Source organism: Ruegeria sp. HKCCD6604, from assembly GCF_013110635.1.
Lineage (GTDB): Bacteria > Pseudomonadota > Alphaproteobacteria > Rhodobacterales > Rhodobacteraceae > Ruegeria.
Window position 1 is genome coordinate 79,721 of the sequence record NZ_WVQW01000002.1, and the last position, 22,251, is coordinate 101,971.

General features: G+C 53.2%; 17 protein-coding genes. 5 read left to right on the plus strand and 12 right to left on the minus strand.

Annotated features, from left to right (window positions below; translation table 11 throughout):
• Window positions 1-5 precede the first annotated feature (5 nt).
• Window positions 6-1,958, plus strand: coding sequence for an ankyrin repeat domain-containing protein (locus GS614_RS08450; protein ID WP_171726014.1), 1,953 nt, complete (start codon window positions 6-8; stop codon window positions 1,956-1,958).
• A 759-nt stretch (window positions 1,959-2,717) separates the two neighbouring features.
• On the opposite strand, the gene GS614_RS08455 is transcribed toward GS614_RS08450, so the two are convergent.
• Window positions 2,718-3,338, minus strand: coding sequence for a hypothetical protein (locus GS614_RS08455; RefSeq protein WP_171726015.1), 621 nt, complete (start codon window positions 3,336-3,338; stop codon window positions 2,718-2,720).
• A 300-nt stretch (window positions 3,339-3,638) separates the two neighbouring features.
• On the opposite strand from GS614_RS08455, the gene GS614_RS08460 reads away from it, so the two are divergent.
• On the plus strand, window positions 3,639-4,982 hold the full coding sequence (locus GS614_RS08460; protein WP_171172662.1) for an amidohydrolase family protein: 1,344 nt from the start codon (window positions 3,639-3,641) through the stop codon (window positions 4,980-4,982).
• A 254-nt stretch (window positions 4,983-5,236) separates the two neighbouring features.
• Here GS614_RS08460 and GS614_RS08465 read toward each other — a convergent pair whose 3' ends face one another.
• Genes GS614_RS08465 through GS614_RS08475 form a run of 3 tightly spaced genes read right to left on the minus strand, consistent with a single transcriptional unit; the run spans window position 5,237 to window position 8,608 of the window.
• Window positions 5,237-6,262 (minus strand): hypothetical protein, encoded by a 1,026-nt coding sequence (locus GS614_RS08465; RefSeq protein ID WP_171116952.1) that lies wholly within the window; start codon window positions 6,260-6,262, stop codon window positions 5,237-5,239.
• 51 nt (window positions 6,263-6,313) lie between these two features.
• On the minus strand, window positions 6,314-6,610 hold the full coding sequence (locus GS614_RS08470; protein ID WP_170660744.1) for a hypothetical protein: 297 nt from the start codon (window positions 6,608-6,610) through the stop codon (window positions 6,314-6,316).
• A 27-nt stretch (window positions 6,611-6,637) separates the two neighbouring features.
• Window positions 6,638-8,608: an alpha/beta hydrolase gene (locus GS614_RS08475; protein WP_171116954.1), complete on the minus strand. Its 1,971-nt coding sequence runs from the start codon at window positions 8,606-8,608 to the stop codon at window positions 6,638-6,640.
• Window positions 8,609-9,041: 433 nt separating this feature from the next.
• Here GS614_RS08475 and GS614_RS08485 point away from each other — a divergent pair, with 433 nt between their 5' ends.
• A complete protein-coding gene (locus tag GS614_RS08485; RefSeq protein WP_171726016.1) occupies window positions 9,042-10,634 on the plus strand; it encodes a GMC family oxidoreductase in 1,593 nt (530 codons plus the stop codon).
• 257 nt (window positions 10,635-10,891) lie between these two features.
• The gene (locus tag GS614_RS08490) at window positions 10,892-13,264 is read left to right on the plus strand and encodes an autotransporter outer membrane beta-barrel domain-containing protein (RefSeq protein WP_253285323.1); all 2,373 of its coding nucleotides are present in this window, start codon (window positions 10,892-10,894) and stop codon (window positions 13,262-13,264) included.
• A gap of 280 nt (window positions 13,265-13,544) precedes the next feature.
• On the opposite strand, the gene GS614_RS08495 is transcribed toward GS614_RS08490, so the two are convergent.
• The 5 genes from GS614_RS08495 to GS614_RS22110 form a co-directional block, all read right to left on the minus strand.
• Window positions 13,545-14,132 carry a hypothetical protein gene (locus GS614_RS08495; RefSeq protein WP_253285324.1) on the minus strand — a complete coding sequence of 196 codons (588 nt, stop codon included), beginning with the start codon at window positions 14,130-14,132 and terminating at the stop codon, window positions 13,545-13,547.
• A 127-nt stretch (window positions 14,133-14,259) separates the two neighbouring features.
• Complete coding sequence (locus tag GS614_RS08500; protein ID WP_171120901.1) at window positions 14,260-14,430, minus strand: AlpA family transcriptional regulator; 171 nt, start codon at window positions 14,428-14,430, stop codon at window positions 14,260-14,262.
• Window positions 14,431-14,553: 123 nt separating this feature from the next.
• Window positions 14,554-15,258: a hypothetical protein gene (locus GS614_RS08505; RefSeq protein WP_171233360.1), complete on the minus strand. Its 705-nt coding sequence runs from the start codon at window positions 15,256-15,258 to the stop codon at window positions 14,554-14,556.
• Window positions 15,255-16,442, minus strand: coding sequence for a site-specific integrase (locus tag GS614_RS08510; RefSeq protein WP_171120897.1), 1,188 nt, complete (start codon window positions 16,440-16,442; stop codon window positions 15,255-15,257). Before GS614_RS08510 ends, GS614_RS08505 begins: the two co-directional genes overlap by 4 nt.
• A 616-nt stretch (window positions 16,443-17,058) precedes the next feature.
• Window positions 17,059-17,268, minus strand: coding sequence for a hypothetical protein (locus GS614_RS22110; RefSeq protein WP_171616948.1), 210 nt, complete (start codon window positions 17,266-17,268; stop codon window positions 17,059-17,061).
• Here GS614_RS22110 and GS614_RS22435 point away from each other — a divergent pair.
• Window positions 17,194-17,397, plus strand: coding sequence for a S1 RNA-binding domain-containing protein (locus GS614_RS22435; RefSeq protein ID WP_371809393.1), 204 nt, complete (start codon window positions 17,194-17,196; stop codon window positions 17,395-17,397). The two genes, GS614_RS22110 and GS614_RS22435, sit on opposite strands and share 75 nt — an antisense overlap.
• A gap of 219 nt (window positions 17,398-17,616) precedes the next feature.
• Here GS614_RS22435 and GS614_RS08520 read toward each other — a convergent pair whose 3' ends face one another.
• From GS614_RS08520 to GS614_RS08525, 3 genes are all read right to left on the minus strand, one after another.
• Window positions 17,617-18,972, minus strand: coding sequence for a DUF3604 domain-containing protein (locus GS614_RS08520; RefSeq protein WP_253285325.1), 1,356 nt, complete (start codon window positions 18,970-18,972; stop codon window positions 17,617-17,619).
• Window positions 18,875-19,561, minus strand: a complete 687-nt coding sequence (locus GS614_RS22115) for a DUF3604 domain-containing protein (RefSeq protein ID WP_253285326.1) — start codon at window positions 19,559-19,561, stop codon at window positions 18,875-18,877. The genes GS614_RS08520 and GS614_RS22115 overlap by 98 nt, the downstream gene beginning before the upstream one ends.
• Window positions 19,562-19,911: 350 nt before the next feature.
• Window positions 19,912-21,888 carry a bifunctional 2',3'-cyclic-nucleotide 2'-phosphodiesterase/3'-nucleotidase gene (locus tag GS614_RS08525; protein ID WP_171726018.1) on the minus strand — a complete coding sequence of 659 codons (1,977 nt, stop codon included), beginning with the start codon at window positions 21,886-21,888 and terminating at the stop codon, window positions 19,912-19,914.
• Window positions 21,889-22,251 lie beyond the last annotated feature (363 nt).

A 22,251-nucleotide genomic window follows, 5' to 3' on the forward strand; every position in this document is an offset into this window, starting at 1 on the left:
GGGCAATGGAGAAAAATGAACTTAGCCCGATCCCTCAGATTAGTGAGATTGTCGCGTTCTTTTTGCAGAATTTCACTGCGCAGCCAGATGTAAAAACCAAAAAAGCAATGGATAAAGCCATCGAGAGACTTCGCGATGACACTCCTTTGAGCGTTGAAGATGCCGCGAAAATACTGAGAAGGTACGCTTCCAAAACAGTGGGTCTTTTGGATCCATCAAAGCAACTGATCAACGACCTGCGGATTGCCTTGCAAGGCTATATCGAACACGTGTCGGAAATTGATTGCGGGCCGCTTCCATCACACGAAGTGAGGCGTACCTTTGATCGATACGCGAGAAGCTATTGGTACATGGTTTTTTCCTTGTATTGCCCGCTTCTGGACGACCAACAAGTGCGGACGTTGATGAACGACCCGAATTCCGCGGTTCCTATTGCTTGGCGTGCATTTCGAGAGGGAAAATCTTGGAGCGAAGCGCTGGTTAAAATTTCCACTCTCAGGTGTTCAAAACGACAAGAAACTTGGGAAGCACAAGTAAAGGGCTGGGAAAACGGAACGGAAATGCGCGTTTCTACAATCTTGGAAATTGCTACCGTAGAGCGTGAGCAAGCCGTGGCGCTTCTTTTGGCGAGGGCTTACGCGCGCTACTGCCAACAAAACCTCGCTGCGAATTCCGCATACATGCCCGCCTATATCATCACGATTGAGCAAATTCAGCCAGCGCTACAGTCTCTGCTAGCCGGACCATATGCGGACTTAGAAACATTCGATCCAGTTACAGAAAATTCCGTGCTCGAGCTGGTAATGTTACTAGATCCAAACCGCCGCAAGGAATTGGGTGACCTAACCAAGGCAAGAGAGTGTATTAATGCCATCGAAGCGAGGCCAGAAAACCGTCTAAGGCTGCCTGAGTTACACATTTTCCAAGGATTACTTGAAGTTCAGTGTGGAAACTTTGAACAAGCGATGCTTGAGTTTGAGCAATCCGCAACATGGTCCAAGTGGCGCAGCCCACTTCAGTTTAGGACAGCACTATATCTCATCCTCATCACTGCTCCTGCTCTCAAAAGAAAACAAAAAAGCGTTTTCAAAAAATGGCGAGGTTGGGCTGAAGCCTATGGTTTAGCCACCGTTGAATTTGAGCAAGCCGGAAAGCTCGGAGAAAACTTTCCTTATCCTTTCGTAGAGACAAAACAACGCAAAACAATACCCACTTTGGAAACCAGTGAGAGCCTCGTGACCGTGCAAGACGTAATGCGCGCAATTATGGAAACAACAGGGGAAAATGCTGATCTCCCTGCACGCACAATAATAAACCAACAGGACAAAAGCGGTCGAACGTGCTTGCATCTAGCGGTTTGTCTTTGCAAGCCAGTTTGGGTGCAAAAACTGATCGATGCTGGTGCTGACGTTGAGGTGCAAGGCAAGTTTGGCCAAACGCCGCTCTATGACGCTGTTTCTTTGTTCCGAAAAATTTGGGCTGGAAGTTCGTGGTGCCCAAAGACGGAACTTCAAAACGCAGTGGGTCTGTTGCCGAAAAGATCACAAGCGAGCGTATCGCCGTTCTTGAGCGATGAGATCAAAGCACTGCTGTCGTCCCGTCCCGAATTTGCGCGATTGCTGAATGTACTTAACGAAGAGTTCGCGCCCAAGTTTCCCAAGGACGCCTCGAGGAGAATTGTGATGACATTGCTCCACGACGGAGGGGCCAACCCTAATACGCGCGTGGCAAATGAAGAGGATGGTCTGACGCCATTCTTGTGGGCAGCGGAAATCGGGGACCCTTGGTTGATCGAAACCTTACTGAACGAAGATGCCAACATATGCGATGCTAGCCAGGGGGCTAACGCTTATGATCGCCTTGTGCGCTTCGGGCACGTCGATGTGGCGAAATGTTTCGAAGATCGACTAAGGGATACTGACCAGAATAATGACGCGCAGCCCGAACGCATGCATTGATAGTGCGCTGGCGTATCGAATGTTGCCGTGCGGTTCTTTTGTGTCTCTTCGATGATCCACGCCGACTGCAGGCGAATGGCCGCTGTGTCGGTCGCTTCCGGTGGTCCAGGATTGGTGGTCTGAGCACCAATTCGAGGCCTCTCTGTGAAATGGAGAAAAATTTAGAGCTCCGATCACCAGAAGCACGGCTCACAACTTACACGTTAGCCGCACTGTGGCTAACGCTCTCCAATTCCGTCGGAGCGGGAAAGACCAGCGGGTGAACTTACTTGAGTGCCGTCGATGGGGTGGGGTCACCAGTAGGGCGTTGTTTGTGATTTAGTAGGGGATTAGTAGGGGATGTACGTCAAACGTTCGCGGGTACCATCCGACACAATCCAAGACCTGGACCGGAATTAATCAAATATTTGTAGTGCGTTATCCAAATCGAGGCGGTTTGAGCCGGTCACGTCCAACCCATGGACGCCAAAATTCGTAATGATGGGGTCGGGGGTTCGAGTCCCTTCAGCGGCACCAAATCTCAGATGTAAATATTTGATTTAAAAGGTATTATCAGTTTTCCTGCCCTTTCTATCCACCCCGATATCCACCCTTTGTAACACCGTGTCCGCGTTTTCCGATGGATATTTAGGGATTCCGAAGGTTGGTGACTGTTGGTGTAAACAAATGTTGAACTGCGGAAGCACGCGAAAGCCTGAACGGCGGGTCTAGCGAAAGAAGCACGGTGAAGAATTCACCGCCCCCCGAAGTGCTCTGAGTTCACGTTGCCTTAAGGTTAACTGCCAGCCTACCCAAGTATCGCAGCAGCGACTTGTTCGACATTTCCTCCCAATGCTCCAACTCCGCAACAAGGCGATAATACGTGCGCCAGTGCATCCCCTTCGGCTTCGTTCCTTCCATCAGATCCGGATCGTTCAACCAACCCAGGCGTTCGCGTATTTTATCAGCACGACTTTGGTTACGTTGAAAAGTAGTTTCTCGCTGGGACGGATATGCGAGTTGGTGGCAATGACGACACGCGAAAATACGCCCACCATAGAGCTTAGCGACACGTCGACCGCAACCGCGCGCTGGGCAAGCGAACCAGTAGCGATGGCCCCCGTAATGACAAGGCTGAGAAAGCAATCGCACCGGGTAGTCGAGGCTCTCCCACTCGTCGCCGTGGTCTCGGCTGCGATAGATGAGTCTCACACACCCATGCTCTGCCAGTACATCGATGCTGGCGACTTTTTTGCCTTCGATAGACCATTGCCATGAAAAGCGTCGTCCAGGCGTCAGAAAGCCCTCACGCGCCCAGCGCCGCGCATCGATGCTGCGATAGTCGGAAGTCGTGTTCTTTGCTCCCCAATGCCAGTGCCGACCACTTCCAATACCGCCCATCTGCTTCTCCAGATTTTATCGAAATCATAAGGGAGAAGCTTCCGCAAAGAAAGAGATGTTCTTACTATGTTCTTATGTCGGTATTTGTACAACGCACTCAAAGCGAACGTCCAAACTCTCTCCAGTGAATGACCGCTTCGAGCCCGAAGCGGACGTTCTTGCAAAGCAGGATGACCTGCAGTTCAACGCCTTAAAAACTCTATACCTTACGTCACCCTTTTCATCGGGTTTACCGGATGGTTTTACACGCGCGCCTGAGGTAGCCTTCAACAACTTCTTCGTCATCTTGAGGGGTAAGTTATGATCACCAAACGCGCATTTTTGTCCAGTCTCGCATCGACCACTGCGCTGGCGCTGGTCCCGGCGCGAGTCCGTGCTCAAGCCCCGGATGCCACGCTCTTCACGAACGTGCGTGTTTATGACGGGATGTCCGATGAATTGACCGAGCTCACGAACGTCCTTGTCGAAGGGGAAGTGATCAAGGATGTCTCGCCCGCTGCCGATGCTGCGCAAGAGGTGCCGCGCATCGATGGGGATGGGCGGACCCTGATGCCGGGGCTCCTCGACATGCACGTACACCTACAGTGGAACCAGGACCCAGCTGGCTTCCTGACGGCACGTCCAGATTACATTGCTGCATTGGCATTGAGCGAAAGTGAAGCCACCCTGATGCGTGGCTTTACCAGTGTTCGAGATACCGGTGGCGGCATTCTCGGTTTGGCTCGCGCCATAGACGAAGGCCTCCACCCCGGCCCGCGTATTCAGGCGTCAAACGCTGCGATCTCAATGACCGCCGGTCATGGCGACCTTCGGCCGCGGTCTGTGCGTCCGAGAGCCTTCGGCGGGCCGCCGTTCACGGAAGCGGAGCGACTTGGGATCACACTTTTTGCAGACGGAGTTCCTGAAGTTCTGGCGGCTGCACGCGAGCAGTTTCGGCAGGGTGCGCACTTCATCAAAGTCTTTTCAGGTGGCGCCGTGACCGGCCTCTACGACCCATTGGATATCAACGAGTATTCGCCGGCAGAACTCGAAGCGGCAGTAGACGAGGCCAAACGTTGGAACACTTACGCGACCTCGCACGCATACATGGACACATCGGTTCGGGCGGCTATTGAGGCAGGTTACCAATGTATCGAACACTGCAACCTCATGACGCCCGAGTCGATGGAGTTGGCCGTGGAAAAAGGCGTCTGGCTTTCAACCCAGGTTGGCTTCTTCGCGGCAGACATTCCGGCAGGGTTCTCGCCCGCCCAAGCAGAGCGCCAACAGATGGCGTTTGATGGTCTCGATGCCATGCTTCGACTAGCGCGAGAATCTGGCGCCAAGATTGCACTCGGAACAGACTTCGTCGGATCGAGGGAAACGAAAGCAACGCAGTTGGAGGAATTGCAGCTCAGGACGCCATGGTTCAGCAACGCCGAGATTCTGCGGCAGGCGACAGGTCTGAATGGACAGCTTTGGGACCTGACCGGCCCGCGTAATCCCTACCAGGCTGGTCCAGTCGGTGTCATCCAACCCGGAGCCTACGCCGATATTCTGCTCGTGGACGGAGACCCGATTGCCGACCTTACGGTCATGGCCTCTGCGGACAATTTCGATGTGATTATGAAGAACGGCAAAGTTCACAAGAACAATCTGGCCTGAGCCATTTGCCAAGGGTCAAGATAGACACTGGTGTTGCACGCGAATGACCGAAGAGTCCGCCTTGCTGACCTTGATGCCGATTGAACCGACTCAATGACCTACTGAAACCGTCAGATGACCGGTCTGAGCCCAAAGCGGCAGATTGCTGCACCTATTTCGAATGTCCGCTTCCGGACTGCCGCCCAGGATAAAGAAACAGACTATCTCGATAATGCGGATAACGGCATCAAAGTTGGCCTGACAAAGTGGCAACGCTATTGGAGTGCTTTAGTCAATGCAGAGACCAGCGCGTTCGGATCTTCCTCCATGCGGGGGAGAAGTACTGTTCTCACGACGTCGTTCAATGCCCTATCCGCTCGGGCAGCGGCTGGGTCATCGTGATCGACGAAGACTTCGAATGCTTCAGTGGCGGCTAAGACTGCGCCCGGCACATGCGCCACGCCCTGTAGCAATGCGCTAATGCCCAAATGTTCCACTTGGTTGCTATTGGTAGGGGGGCCGACGAACGCGGGATTGAACCCGTCAACTCCCCAAACCTGGCTCGCGGTTAGGCCTTCGCCCGTTGCATATTGATGGATGTGCGGCACACTAAAGTGGCCGATGTAGCCGTGGCTCCACAGGGGGCGGTGCGTTAAGGGATTGTACCTGCTTGTGCCTGATAACAGAGCTTGCCAGATCAACAGAGTGGCCTGTCCCTCTGTCTTGGCATGGCGTTCACGCTCTGCTCGCGCACTCTCTGGCAGCGTTTCGACATAGTTACGGGAAAGCGGCAGCAGCGCCAATGCGCCTTCCAATGCATTGGGCTTGCGCTCGAGAAAAGCCGCGTAAGCATCAGATAGAAGTGCGACGTGAATTGCTCCGGCATCTGATGCCATTGCTTCGGTGAGTGTGTATACAGTCCAGCCCGCCTCACGAAGCGCTGGCGTGCTCACATCCCAAAGCGTCGGCGGCAAGGCTTGACCGCGATCCGCGCTGACTGCCGACAATTCGCCTATGGCATCGGCATACGCGCTCAGTGTAGCTGCGTCGACCTTGTCGGCTTCCAGCCGAGCCAGGTGGTCATCGACGCCGAGATCGCTTAGCAGACCGGTCGGGTGAAGGCCGACTGCCAGAAGGCGTTGCTCCAACTCTGATGCGTTCAGGAGCGCCGGTTCAGGCGGTACTGCCTCCGCCAAGTCTCTGAGTGTTTCAATCCGTAAAAAAGGGCGAGATACAAGCCAGGTCGTGCCCGCCGCTATAAGAAGAGCAGCCGCTAGCCAGAGAAACGCTGACCGCTTCATAAAGTCTCCGACCCGCGCCACGTTTTTGCAAAAGACGGCAAGGGTCTTGTCCTATTCCTGCGCCAGATAATCTTCAAAACCCTTCACCGCGCCGTCAATGATCGTGCAGTTACCAGCTGCGCGCACTGTTGGGTCGTCCCAATACACATTCCAGAAAACGACGATACTTTGATCGTTCAAAATGCCCGGAAATACGGAAATCGCGGCGTTTGGCAGGTCAGCATATTTGGGTACATCCCACAAATAGTCGTGGCACAGTTGAAGCGCGTCAGTCGTTTGACGATCAAATGCATGGGCAGACGATGCAAAGCCAACCGCCAAAATCGTTGCTGTGATCAGGGCCTTCATTGGAGTCTCCATTTGCTTACGCAGTCTTCAATTCTCGACACTATGCAAGCTGCCGTCCGGCATCAAATACGGTAGCCTTAGATCCGAGACGCATGTGCTATCGATGCCTGCCCCGGGGTTTTCCAGAAACGCTTCACCAATATCGCGGGCGCATTGGCTGAAAACAAGGGCCCCGTGCCCTGTTTCCGGGAACAGGAACGACTGACTGTTGTGCAAAGTGTCTGCCGCTAGCCCACCCCAGGAAGATGCGGTCTGTGTGTCAATCTCACCAGACAGGACCAGTACCGCGATGTCGGAAAGCACGGGTTCAAGATAGTTGTCTCGAGGTATTGGTGTGAACTCACTGCAATCTGCAAATAGGCTCGGAATTTCAGCTAGAGCCGCTGTCATCAATGGACCGTAGCCCAACTCTGCTACCAAAGCGCCAAATCCCGCCGCTGAGTTGAAACCGTCCACAAAATCTTCCTGGCAAGCGTAGAGCAATAGCTCGAATTCACCCTCCATAATGGTTTGCAAAGCTGCGTTATCTGTTGCGATCAAGTTGAAAACGCGCTCGACATCTTCGGGGCCGAGCAAAGCGATCAATGAGGCCAACCGTCCTGCTGTCGCTTCATTAAAATGGGCGCGGACTAGGTCCAGCAACGCTCCAGCACGCGGCGTTTCAAACCGTAGGTTTAGATAGTCTTGCGCAAACGCCAAACGATCCGCTCGATCAGGCAACCCGGCCAGAGCATCTTCAAGAGCATCGTCAAAGAACTCTCCCAAGGAGGCCGGTTCTAGATCTCGGTCGCGATCCGCTTCAAGTTGCTCCAAAGCCGAGGACGCAGTGTCGGAAGCAATTTCCATTTGCGACATGGCGTTGATTGCAGCTTGCGCCAGAGCCTTTTCATCGGCGCTCAGGTCCAACGTACCCGCCAACAACGTTTCTGCGGAGGGCTGGGGAGGAAGGTCACCGTTGATGATTTGTGTGATGAGGTCGACCGTTCCGTCCTCAAGCTCTCTGACCAGTGCGGGCGCGTAAGTGGTGAAGCCCCGGATCGTTGGGTCGGACCAATCGTTTCTGCCGGAAAAAATGCTGAAAAGCATTTGCCCGGATATCTCGATCCCCGCAGCCTCCAATGGACGTGCCTCTAAGTCTTCAAGGAGGTTAAAATACCGCTGCGTTATATCGGGATACGCCTCCGCACAGACAGGATCCGCTTCACACGGTGCAAACGTATTAAAAATGGCCTCGGTGTGTGGGACGAACAGAGTGTCGTAAAGCGCGATTTGGGGTGGGGCGACGCTGTCTAAAACGACCGCACGCACACCCGCTGGCGCAGAGCGCATGACTTCTAGCGCGAGCTTGGTGCCATATGAAACGCCATAAATGTTGTACTCAGCGTAGCCAAGAGCCGACATAACAGCTCGCACATCTAAAGCATTTTGGGTCGTGTTGAACTGCGGAAGATCGAAGCCTCGTTCGGTCAATTCCGAAATGCAGTCGCGAACAAGTGCCGTCTCAAGCTGAGGTAGGTCAGCCCCGCCCAACTGATCGACGATTGGCTCCAGATTTTTTGCCAGAGTCCCGAAGCAATCCATATCCGGGGCACTTGCATCGACGCCGCGTTGATCGAACGCCACGACGTCCCTTCGCCCCCGCAAATGGTCAAAAAACAGACTGAGCGAGCGCACAGATTCAACTGAACCGCCGCCCGGTCCCCCGTGAAGGTAGACAACCGGGTCTGCCACGGGTGCCAGCGAATGAGCCTTGAAAACGATGAAGCTCAGGTCCAGGGTCCTGCTTTGAGCATCTCTGTGGTCCTCAGGTACTGCCACGATACCGCAGATTACAGTTTCTCCGTCAATCTCATCAGGGACCACGGGGCGCGAGCACGGAGTGATTTCGACCGGATAGCGCGTGTCGGCTCCACCCACGAATTGAGCTTCAAAAGCCGTCGGATCAGAAGGCTCTCCAAGCAAAGCAGACAGGACGGCAAATATTTGTTCGGGATTCATGGTCACACCACATGAGGCTGTTGATTTTTCTATAACCTTAGATCAGTGGACTGCATTTGCGAAGCGATTGAGAGTTGTCCTTCCGTCGCTTCAAATCCAAACACTACGGATTGAGAGGTTGTGTCAGAGCATCTTTGCAAAGGGCACCACCCTGTAGAATACGGAGATCGAAAACTAAACAACCAACGACAGCTTTGTCAGCATTTCGGAAGTCACCTTGCTTGGAATTGAAGGTCTGCTTTGGGCTCAGAGCAGTCGTTCGCTTCACTTGGCATGAACGGCCACTTTGCGGACAAAGCCGCTATTCAGCCTCAGCGACTGATCCGTCAGGATAGAGCCCAAAGCGGACATACCCAACCTCCGCAAAATGTGTTGCTTGATAAAGGGCAGACTGTCCGCCACTCTTTCCGGATTGGTAGTTTGGGGTTTTGTCATGACGGATAGTTTTGACGTTATTATCGTTGGCGCCGGAAGTGCAGGATGCGTGCTCGCCGCTCGTTTGACCGAAGATGTAAAGCGTTCCGTTTTGCTATTAGAGGCCGGTGGATCGGACGACGACCCCCGGGTTTCCACACCCGCAAAATTTGGCGCTCTCACTAATACACGCTTCGATTGGGCCTTTCGGACAGCTCCGCAGGGCGAACTTTCGGGACGCCAGATCGCCTATCCGCGCGGTCGATGTATCGGCGGCACTGGTTCGATTAACTACATGATATACCTGCGCGGGCATCCGGCAGACTACAACACTTGGTCCCAAATGGGCGCAACGGGCTGGGGATGGGACGGTGTGCTGCCCTATTTCAAGAAGGCTGAGAATTGGGAAGTCGATGGAGATCCGTCGATCCATGGAGACGGTGGCCCGCTGACTGTGACCAAGCCAGGTGAACGGTCGCCCTTGACCGAGACATTTATCCAAGCCTGCCAACAGGCCGGGATTCCGTTTAATGGCGATCTGAATGGCACGGAACTGGACGGCTGCGGTTATTTCCCCGCGACTTTGCAGGATAACCGGCGGGGCGGCACCGCGCAGACATACCTCTCCGCGGCGATGGGGCGCCCCAACTTGACCGTTGTGACAGGCGCGACGGTTATGTCGTTGCAATTTAAGGGCAGTTCTGTGACCGGTGTGAACTATGTCGCCAAGGGAGAACTGAACAATGCAACTGCACAGGAAACCGTCTTGGCAGCGGGCGCCATAGGTTCACCACAGATCCTGCAACTCTCGGGCGTTGGCCCAGCAGACCTGTTGAACAATGTCGGCGTCCCGGTGAAGCATGACCTGCCCGGTGTGGGCGAAAATTTGCAGGATCACTTTCATTACCGCGCCCGTTGGGAAATCGATCAACCCTTGACCTTCTTTGGCCGAAGCTCTGAGCAAACTGCGGAAGTTGAGCGCCTCTATTCAGAGGAGTCGCGCGGGCCCCTGACAACGAACCACTTTGAGTCTGGTGCATTTCTGAGATCCGGACCTCATGTCGATATTCCCGATATAGAACTGCTTATGATCCCATATTTCATAAGCTTGGGAGCCCCGGAGTATCGCCCACCGGATCGCCACGGTTTCACAATCTCTGGTTTTCCGACCCGTCCATGGAGCCGAGGGCGTGTGACTATTGCATCAAACGACCCATTGGATCGGCCCATTATCGATCCTAGATATCTTAGCGATCCGGCGGACGTCGATCTGATGCGCGCGATCATCAAAGAAGCGCGGAAGATTGTGTCACAGGAAGCTTTTGCGAAGCTCAATCCAGTTGAGATATCTCCGGGGGCGGACGCCCAGAGCGACGAAGAACTTTTTGCGGACATCCGCGAGATTTCGTCGACGTCCTTTCATCCTGTCGGCAGTTGCAGGATGGGGCAAAGCGATGATTGCGTCGTTGCTCCCGACTTGAAGGTGCGCGGGCTTGAAGGGTTGAGCGTTGCCGATGCGTCTGTGATGCCGCAGATGAACACCGGACATCCCAACGCGCCGGTGATTATGATTGCTGAAAAAGCTGCCGAAATGATCGCCGCGCGGGTCTGAGTGAAAAACTGCTAGGCGTCAGATAAGAGACATTTTTGCGAAAGGTTCACCAGTAACTTTGTCCCGCTTATGGGGATTTGCATAGTTTAGTTGCGAATGTCCGGTTTGGGCTGCGAGCGGCCACCGATGCGAAAAGCGGCGAATGGCCGTACCGAGCCCAAAGCAGTCAATCGTTTGACTTTTTTGAGCATTTCACAAAACTCACCGTGTATCACAATTGGGTGTACTCTCGCTTATCAAGTAAGAGGAGAAAGCTGATGGCAACACTGGGCCCGACACTTGCGGCACTATACGCTCAGCGTGCATTTATTATTAAGTTGTCACTGGGAGCCTTGGCTTATGTGTTAGTGGCGGGCGACGCACAGGCCCAAAGCGCACAGGGTTGCGTAGAATTGGGCTCTCCTCGGATAGAATATTCATCCGGATCTGAAAGCACTCGCGTTAATCAAACAATTTCAACGACGGAACGCACGTGTCTGCCGATCCCAAACGGACCCATTACAGGACTTACAATTGGAAACTCCTCTATCACGTCCTCTGGTGAAATTGAGTTGTATGTCCCGGGCCAGAATACCGTTCCAAGCAATGCTTCAGTTTTAACTCTCCTAAACGTTGATGTTGCGGCAGGTAGCGGAGACTTTGTTTCTCGTGAGGCCTTGGCTACGAACATCAACGGGAAGCTTAGAGTGAACCTCATTGGAACTTCGATTGGTTCCGGCAGATCAATGACGTTCGTTCCGTTCAACGGCGCGAATATCGACCCCACTGAAGTTTACTTCCAGTCAGACCGACCGTTAACCTACGACAACCTTACCGTTATAGGGGCTACCGAAGTGGTTTTCGGGGCGTACTATATCCAAACCCGGGTTGCCGAGGCTTCTGATTTCACACTGACGAATAGTTCGATTTCTTCAACCAGTGACATGGCGATAGCGGCAGGCACGACTGTTCGGCTTGATGCGGCAAGCAGTTTGAACACCGTAAACTTTGAGAATTTTGGCACGCTGGCCGGAACGGGAACCGTGAACGCATTCAACTTCACGGTTAAGAACGGAGGGGTGCTTTCGCCGGGCTTTTCAATTGGTACGCTCAACAATAGTGGCGGAATCGCCTTTGAAGCTGGGTCAAGGATCTTAAGTGAAGTCGATCCGACGGCCGGGCAGAAAGCCGACTTGGTTTCATCCAGCGGGCCAGTGACGGGGATTAACCGCGCTACCATACAAGTCGAAGCCGCTCGACCTGGTCTGTCTGCACAAGACTATGCTGCTGGCAACGCCTACACAGTTTTTCAAGCTTCGAGTTTTGATGGAAACTCTCCAACTCTTGTTGCCGGGGGATCTCTGCCCGCCCTATCCAGTCTGAGTATCTCAAACACACCAACCGCGGACGGTAGAATCGACATAGCGTTTTCGACCCTCCCCGTTTCGAGTTTACCGCAACATCCATCAGTTGTTGGATCGCCCAATGCAAGCAACCTTGCTGGTGCGGTGGCCAACACCACAAACACGTCGCCTGGAACCAACCTGACCAACGGCACAAATTTGGGCAATGCCGTTAACACGCTTACCAATTCAGGTTTGGCTGGGTTTAATCGTGTGCACGCAGAACCATATTCCTCCAATTTGACCGTTGGTCTGGAGCAACTTGACCTGATAACTAACACAGTGCTGAGCCACGCTGACTGCCGCAAGTATCAAGCAGTTGGCTTCAGCAATGAGGATCAACCCGTTGCAGCAGGCGATATCGACTTGGCCCAGAGCCCTAGCGGCGCAATAGACTGCTCAGATCGGCGTTGGTGGATCGACACGGCCTATGTGAGCGGGGACGTTGATGGAAGTAACGGCCTCGGGACATTCGACTATTCGCTGGGCACCATTTTGGTCGGAGCGGATGTCGCAAGTACCAATAGAGGTGTGGTCGGCGTGTATGCAGGTTTCGGAACGTCCTCCATGGATGAGCACGATCAAGTCGATCAGGACTTTTCGACCGACAGCTATCACGTAGGCGTCTATGGGCGTACAACAACCGGAACGTGGGAGTTCTCAGGGCTGATCGGTTACATGTTCGGTGAAACGGACGCCAAACGGAACAACCCTTCTGTTGATGGTTTTACGGGAGGCGAGGCAAAGTCGGATTTGGACCAAGAGGGCATCCACGCTGGTATCCAGGCACGGAAGTTGTTTAGCCTGGATAGCGGTACAAGGGTTTCTACGGTTTTTGGATTGAACTACGGGCGTATTCAACAAGGTTCAGGCACAGAGACCGGCGGTGGTGATTTCAACTACTCGATTGAAAAAGCGAACGCAGAGTCTCTGGTCGCTTCAATTGGGATTGACTATCAACAAGACTTCTTGACGGACAACGGGCTACTCACCCCAATCGCCTTTGCTCGATACGAATACGACTTCTTTGCCAACAAAGACAGTGAGCACGAAATCACAGTCACAAGTCCATTGTTCGGAACATTTACACAAGTCGGACAAAATCGAGGAGCAAATGGCTTCGTTCTCGGGCTTGGCCTGGGCTATCAGATTTCTGAGCAGGCCAGACTAACGGCAGGATATGGTTATTCAGTTCGATCCAATGGCCAAGAACATGGCCTAGGTGCAAACTTAAGTGTTCGGTTTTGATTTGGCAGTACGGTTGTTTCAAATTTAGGAATCACACACGCCGACCATCGTTGTTGGGCCTTTACAAACGGACCCAGCGGACGTCCGCTTTGTCCGCTACTCGGACCATGGTCCTGTTCAAACCAAAGTCCGGTTCCGCACATAAGCAGTCAGAGGGACGTCAAAGCAGACGTTGCCCCCGTGCTGAGCCCCATGGCTATATGTATATGTGTCCTGTTTCTTGTGACGCCTCTCGGATCAATTTCCGGTTTGGCGTCACAGTATTTAGGACGGCCTCAATTCAAACTGGCTCAACCACCACCCAACCGTCACAACCATTGGGACGGAGTGTCCTGTTTTTTGTGCGGGGCTTCTGTTTTTGCCGCCAAGACACGAAACGCTTCGTTGCTGGTTTTCCGTCGCGTGTCGGCACTTCGCCCAGCGCCCAGACTGATGCCTTGCCGATACCAGACGGACCAAGATGCGGGGATTTTGTCATGGTAATGAACCCGCGTTGCTGAAGTTCACGAAACCAAGGGCCAACCGTGTTGCGGTGAACGTTTAACGCCGTTGCCGCGTCGCGGTGGCTTAGAATGATATCGCCGTTGTTTGATCCGTTGTAGCGGCGTTTCAGTTCGACGTAGAGCGCCCTTGGACCCGGTGGCAGGGTTGCCCAGGCTTCAGACGCTTGCAGCCACTCAGGAAGCTGGACATGACGCCCAGTCCCCTTTTTCTGACGTTTGTACGGCCTTGCCATTACTTGCACCCTTTCTGGGTCATCAGGGCCAGCCAAACGCTCACTTCGCGGATTTCGGTCTTGTGTGAAATTATGCGCTCGTCCAATAGCGCCTTGCACGTCCAGAGAATCCGTCTCTGGTTTGAATACCATTGATTGCTGCTCATAACCGTGTGCCCTTCGTTGTTGAGCAAACAAGGCGCTGGGCGTATGGTGCAGACGTTCCCGCAAAGAACATTCCCGCCCCACGCCCAGGCGCCAGGTCTGGGTGGGGTGGGTCTTATTGCCTATGTGCGGCGATTGCAGCGTCGATATCAGCTTCGGCCCAATACAGGCGCGAACCGATTTTCACGGGCTTGGGCAATCGGCCCAATTCCACGTCGCGGTAGATAGTGGTGCGGCCTCGGCCACCGAGTTTTTCTTGCAGGTCGCGGAAGGTGAGATAACGCATCTGAGAACGCTCCTTTGTGCTGCGCGGTACACAAAAGGTCGGCCATTTTTTCGAATAGGGGAATAAGGAAACAAGATGTTCCCCTAGGGGACTATCAACTTCCCCCACTTGCTATAATCCGTGTCAGCTAGGCCTCAAACTACGTATCTGACTTACTAATTCGTTGGACGGTGTAACCGGTGGGTAACTGTTCTCAATCGTGCCGCCTTCAAACTGCACTTTCCATAAGTTCCAGTCTGATACGCTAGGCCAAGCTTCGATAATTCGCTGATAGTGCAAAACGGTGGACACCAACTTGAGTGTTTTAGGCAGTGGTTGGACCATAGGATGTGAGGGCCCACTATCAGCCCCGATAAGAGTTTTTGCCGCACAAATATGTGCTGCTGACCTGTATTTTCGGAAATAGGATTTGATCGTGGAGATGTCTCCAACAATAGCTTTCTCTTGGTAATCCCACCCGTTGGGTTTAGGTACCTTAAACAGTATCTTGTCGGAGCTGTACGCTAGCTCAGATGCGATTTTACTCGCTTCGTTGATGCTTGTTGGACTGCCGTCTTCATTTAAGTGCGCCATTATCAACGCAACTATGCCAGACAGATACACTTGTGCAGAGCGTTTATTTAGAGCGTGCAATACACTCTGAGTCACATCGCTGAAACGCCAATTCTTAGGGTCAGAATGATGGCTATGAAACTCTGATTGCAAAAGCTGAAGCGCCTGCAACGCACTTTTGTCGTCGTATGCGTAGAACGCCAGAATATCGAGGCTTTGAACAGCCGTCGGTTTAATACTTCCGTCGTTTTGGTTAATATAGAAGCAACGATTCATAGCTGTACAATCTTCTGGTCCGCTTTAGCCAATTGTTGCCGCGCCCATCGATCCATTAGCGTTTTTCTTTGTTCAAGAAAATCCGTTCGTCGATAACTCCGCTCCACAGCTCCGCCGACAACATGGCCCAGCGCCGTCTCTGCAATATCGTGCGGGGTATTGGTCGCCTCGGCAACCCAATCGCGGAAGCTGGATCGAAACCCGTGCGGACGCTCCACCATGCCGCGCCGCTCCATAAGCTTGCTCATGGTCATGTCCGATATCACGCCCTTGCGGACACCGGGGAATAGGAAGCCATCTCTCGCAAACGGAGTGGCCTCAGCAATTACACTTTGGGCCTCTTTCGACAACGGCACCCGGAAATCACTTGTCGCACCCTTGCGCCCTTTCATGGCCTCTGCGGGGATTGTCCAGATATCACCGTCGATCTGGTCAAGGTGCAGGTAACGCAGGGGATAGCTACGCACCGCTGTCAGTATCAGAAGGCGCAGCGCCAGTTCAGCGGTCGTGCCGCCATCCAAGGATTGATAGAACGCGGGCACATCCTTCCACGGCATGGCCGGGATATTGGTCACCTTGTGCCTTTGCTTGCCCAATAGGGCTTTAGCCTTTTCCGTCGCCTGCAGATCCACGTCCAAGCCCAGCGCTGCCGCATGGCGCATACAGATAGACAGGCGGTTCATGGCTTTGCGCGCCGTATCGGCCTTGGTGTGCCAGATCGGAGCAAGGGTGTCGCGTATGTCGCGCTGGTCAATCTGCGATACGGGCATTTTTCCCAGCTTCGGCAAAACGTGCAGTTCCAAGGGGCTGAACCACCGCCCAGCCTTCCCGTCGCCTTTCAATTCGGCCTTGCGGCTTTCAAAGGCGTCTTTGGCGATGTCGGCCAGAATGTTGAGATTGCGTTGAGCTTCGCGGCTCTGGCGTCCCCGCTCCTTTATGGCGTCTTTGCCAACCCGCACCACCGCCTGCCATTTCTCGGCTGCTTGCCGCGCTGCTTTCAACGAAACCGCCGGGAAGCTGCCAAGCCCCATTTCATGCCGCCGCCCGAACAGGGTGTAGCGCAGAAACCATTGCGCGCCGCCATCGGGCCGCTTGTGAAACCATAGACCGCCCCCGTCCGAATACTTGCCTGGGGCTTTAGCCTTGAGTTCAGCGCTGGAAAGTTTGTGTTTTGGCCGTGCCATTCTATATCCACCTTTCTACCCACCCCTAGATATGGGGTATAGTGGTACAGAATGGTATGGCGTGAAACAAATAAATGTATATTTCAGACATGGTTAGAGCAAGATGGGTGTTCCATGGTGCTCCAAGATTTTAGTTTTGGATGCTCTTCAGCGGCACCAGATTTTATCGAAATCGTAAGGGAAAAACTTCCGCAAAGAAAGATTTGTTTTTACTATGTTCTTGTGTCGGGATTTATATATAACGCGGTTAAAACGGACATCCGCACGCTCTATAGCGAATGAACGCTTCGAGCCCGTATTGACCGATGCTGTATTGATCACGAGCGTCTGGTCTCAAAAAAACGGGCCAAAATGTCACAAAATCAAAAGCGATGTTGTCAATGGTTCGTGACACAAGATTTATGAACGATTTCGGTGATGGTGCGAAAAGTGACAGAATCGACCGTTTTTGCAACAAACCGACCTGAGTTCTGCCACTTTGAGTAGAGACTGTGATGGGTTCGGGGCACTTATCTTCCCAAGGAATGTGTTGACACTGGCGGCTCCCATTCCGAGACTATGCAAACCGTTTCACCTCCTTGAGGTTCGCCGTTTGCCTAACCTAATTGCCTGTCCATCATGCGGCAAAGAAGTCAGTCGAAGGGCTCGATCCTGCCCACAATGCGGAGAACCAGAACCGGGAACGGCACAGCGGCAATATGACAAAGAGAGGCTTCTGAGCGAGTTTCAGGATCGAGTTTTGCCCGCCAAAGTGATCCATATCGTCGATTTTGGCGCTTATGCGCAAATCTCCTATGATGGGATGATTTTTGATGGTCTTGTCCACGTCTCACAACTCTCGAACTCGCGCTTAGAGCATCCTAATGAGATAGTTTCAGAAGGAGATACTATCTCCGTAAAAGTCCTGGGAATAAGTGAGCACGGTATACCCCGCTTATCAATGAAGGATGCGTGACCGGGAATTCTAAGATTTACATCGATCAACTCAGGGCGGTGCACGCACTTCAAACCCAATTCGACCGTTTTTGATAATGCGGCAATCGTCAAAGCAACCATTGGCGTAGCCGCAGCGAAGGGGCGCTTTGTCCGAATAGTGATCGCTCGCGATATTCGGGCGAACGACTACAACGAACCCATTTTAGCCATGAAACATGAGCGCGTTTTTGGTGAAGTGCTATCCCTCCGGAGTGTACCAAATGGGCGAAGTATAAGCCCGTTCTTGTGTGGATGTCGGTACTTCTTCAGGTAGTTCGTCGCCGAACCGAATAGCTTCGTAAACCGTCCATCGCGGCGTGGGGATTTCAAGCACGCGCGCGTAGTAAAAAGCCTTTTGTTCCGGATCAAATTCGGGATCAGACCAGACGGTTATCAATTCTGGCGATCCGATTGAGTTCGTGAACGTACCGGTTTCGACGTTCACGGTATTGCCGACAGGCGGCAGCTTGCCTTCCGCGCCGAGATCCCGATCGCCGGACCAGACGACATCAAAAACCTTTTCTTGTGTCTCACCGTCTTCTGTTACCCAGCCCTTGACTATCTGAATACGATCCAGATTACCCGAGTACGGATCCTTGAGTGCAGCGACGAGAAAATTTGGCGCTAAGGCATCACCGGGCGCTTCCGGTAGATCTGCCCCCATGGGTACGCCTTTGTCATAACCAATCTTCGCAGGAAGCCGCGATTGAGCGTCGTTTTCTTCGAAATCCCATCCCCCGAAGAAACGTACCGTGATCCGACTACCTGTTGTCCCATATACTTCCTTACGTTCCATCGCGTCGAAAATAGATGCTCGTGTATTTTCTTCGGCCCAAACCGCCGCATAACCAGAGGCAGCCATCTGCCAGCCCAGAATTTTGGTCGCTTCAAACTCGCCGACAACATGCTGCCAACGCCCAGGCTCAGGTTCCACGCCCGAGTGCTTACCAAAAAAGTTATCTTCCTGGGCTGTCGCCAAAGCCGTGTGACTGTCTGTGGATCCCACGACGCCGAACTTGTAAGGGTTGGTCCCAAGTTGCGCCTCAAGCTTCAGGCCATTTTTTAAAGCCTCGCGAGCATACTCGTACTGCAACATCCAGTCTTCTTTTGGGACAGGGCCAAGGTTTGCGACGTCCCATGTTTCGTAATCTGCAAACTCGTCATTTGGGCTCAGAAACGGGTGGGCCTCGCCGTCGCCTTTGATTTGAGTGATCTCGTACAGTGGCTCCCATTTGGCGCGTCTTTCCGCGTAATCTCCTGTGAGCGGTTCGCCGGTATCGGGGTTTGTCTCGACAGGAAACATCAAACCATTAGAAACATTTCCGTTGTGCGCCAATGCAAGGACGCGCCCGCCTGTCGTTTCTTCGTATCTTTCCATCCAATCCCACAGATCTTCCGGATTGAATGTCTCGGCAGTCGTAAACGGCAACATTTGCCGCGCCCGAATCCTGTCGTCCCTATAGATGACATTGCGGTGCAAGTTGTTGCCACCTTGCGTCGAGGTCCATTCGTAGCCGATAAACGCGGTAAACGATCCCGGTTGATGCATAAGCATCTGCAGTTTCCGTAAAGTCATCCCAAACTGACTGTACGAAACGACGGTCAGCAATCGCCTCCGGCAAAGCTTCACCGGTAATTCCAGCGAAAGTCTCGATAACCTCCATTGTCGCTCCAAGGGCAACATTCCCTCCTTGGTTCAACCTGTCGTTCCAGTCACGTAACGTTGGGTCGCCCATCAAAGTTGCGTTCCCCGCGACGATCTCGTTCATCGCGCCCATCGCGTCTGAATGGTCTGAAACAACGAGCCAATCCAGCTGGCGAGACAGCTTCGCCCGTAGGCCGTGAGAAGTAGTTACTTCTTCTCCACGCGCAAACCGAAACGCGTCTGAAGGCGAAAGAAGTACACCAAACGCACGCGCGTCGAGTGAGAGCGATGTATGCAAGTGGGTGTCGCCCCAAAGAGGTCTAGTTGGAAAGTCGCGTCCTGCATAAGGCGAAAACGCATCTGATGCAGGGGCATGCATGTCGGCCCCCGAGATGGTCATTTCACCAACTTGTCCACCCTCGGCGGTTTCCTGTGCCCAAGCAGAGGTCGAGGACAAACAGAGACAAAAGAATAAGGTCGCACTGAAAGGAACATTCATGGCTATATTCCCAGCTAATCAGATTATAACTCATGCGACCATTCTCATTTGCTTGCTGTCAACCTCGTTTTTGTTTCCGCGAAGAGCTTCTGTACTTGGTTGAATTGGTGTGTAAATACCCAAATCCCTCGCCGCGTCTTAGTCTCGTTTGCGGCGGAACCAAACAGCGGCTTTGTCCGCAGAGCATTCACTGATGCACTGCGCAACGAGGACTGCTCCGAGCCCAGATCAAACGTTCATTTCTAACCGCTTATAGCCTTTGAAAGTCGCATGCGGGCGTTCAGCTTAAGCCTGATGGTAGCTGCTTTCGTTGACTTCCGACTTCCTCAAAGTACGCACATGCGATTGCACTAGAGCTTGATGCGGAATGCCGCGAAGCCATCTGCACCATCTCCGGCATCTTCGATTAAAACGCCTTTGACATCGGCGATGTAGTCTCGGGCCTTTGGGCCGGTCTCGAATAGCACGGTTGTGTTCTCTAAAGGAGCAAATGACCAGTTGCCGTCCGCTTTTGGGTTGATCGTTCCCTGTTCGACAATATAGCGCACGATGACGTCGCGATTAGTGTCCGGGGCTTCGAACACGATTGTATCACCCAATGCGCCGGGGAATGAACCGCCACCCGATGCACGATAATTGTTGGTGGCAATGATGAACTCCATGTCATCGGTGACCGGTTCGCCTTGGAAGGACAAGTTCACAATTCGGGCCGCATCGGGATTCACCTCTTCCCCCTTTGGTCCAAAGCGCGACGGCTGCGACAGGTCGATCTGGTATGTTACGCCATCCATCACATCGAAATTGTAGGATGGAAACTCTGGATTCAGAAGAACCGCATCCTCTGAGCCTCGCTCGATCTGGTTGAACATACCGGCCGAACGCTCCAGCCAACCACGCAGTTGAACACCGTTCACTCGCACCGCGCGCACTGTGTTGGGATAGAGATACAGATCAGCCACATTTTTGATAGCAACATCCCCGACCGGGACGTCGGTGTAATAGTCCGGGCCCCCGCGACCACCCGCCTTGAACGGCGCCGCCGCTGACAGGATCGGCAATCCTTCGTGCTCGGTGCCTTTCAGCATTTCTTCGACATACCATTTCTGTGCGATCGAAACGATCTGTACAGACGGATCATCAGCAACCAATGCAAAATAGCTGTGCAACGGGGCAGATGTTTTGCCAACGGCTCGACGGACATAGGCGAGCGTTTCGTCGTGATCCTTCGCAACCGAGTCGAGAACCTTCTGATCGTCTCCGACCAATGCAGTGATTGAGCGGTCTTCATTGCGTTTGGAAATCGCGCGGGCCTCGGACGTGGTGGTAACCACGCGCCACTCATTTCCTTCCCGTTCCAGCAGCAGGTCCAACAACCCAAGATGTGAGCCCCAGAAGCCGCCCATAACAGCAGGTTTACCCATCAGGGTGCCCTTTTCGACGTCAATGCCGGGTCGGTCCGCAAATGTCGGCGAGGGAAAGACAAGGTGATTGTGCCCCGTGACCAGTGCGTCGATTCCGTCAACACCCGCCAAAACGACTGAGGCGTTTTCCATACCGTCCACATGATTGGCGTCCCCGATCCCAGAATGTGAAAGGGCGATGATTAGGTCACATCCTTGTTCCTTCATCTCTGGCACGTATGCCCGCGCGGTTTCGACGATATCGCGGGCCTGAACATTGCCTTCCAGATGCTTTCGGTCCCAGTTCATGATCTGCGGCGGCGTAAAACCTATGACGCCGATTTTGATTGAGTGCTTGGTCCCATCACCCATTTCGATTTCACGGTCGATGATTGTGTAAGGTTTTATCAGCGTTTTGTCGTCACGCGGAGTTGCGCCTTGTGTCTTTGAAACATTGGCCAAAACGACCGGGAACTCTGCGCCCGCGAGTGATTTTTCCAGGAAATCCAGCCCGTAGTTGAATTCGTGATTGCCCAGAGTTGCAGCATCATAGCCAACCGTGTTGAACGCGGTAATGATGGGGTGCGCGTCCCCTTCTTTCATGCCACGCTCATAGGCGATGTAGTCGCCCATTGGGTTCCCTTGAAGAAAGTCACCGTTGTCGACCAAGATCGAATTTGTCGCCTCAGCGCGAATTTCGTTGATGATTGAGGCCGTACGGGACAAGCCCACCGTGTCACGGGGTTTGTCAGCATAATAGTCATAGGGGAACACATGAACATGGATGTCCGTTGTTTCCATGATGCGCAGATGCGCTTGATTGTTGGATGCCAAAACTGAAAAAGGATGCAAGGTGATGGCCGCTGCACCGGCTGTTGTTGCAAGAAATTGGCGACGCGAAATTGACGAGCGGTTGGAAAAAGACATGGGTCACCTTTCGAGTTGGCTGGCAATGAGAATAGTTGCCGGTATTGCATAACGATCTTATGACAGTGTCTTCTAACACATTTTACAGACTTATTTCAGGGGGTATGGACGAGGCCATGCGCCAGATCCGTGAAGTCGCTAAATGATTGGATCAGGTGAAACCAAGCCGGGACTGGTGTGACAACGTATGTGAAGAATAGTCAGTGCCTTTTCCCATCACCCGTGCTGTATTGTCGGCGCAAAACTATTCTGGAAATGGTTGTTGGAGCCGGCATTTGCCGATGTGTTGCCCATGCCCGCCAGCGACGTACACTACCGATAATCGATGTGAACGACGCTGCCCGCGTTGCCGTTGCCATGACT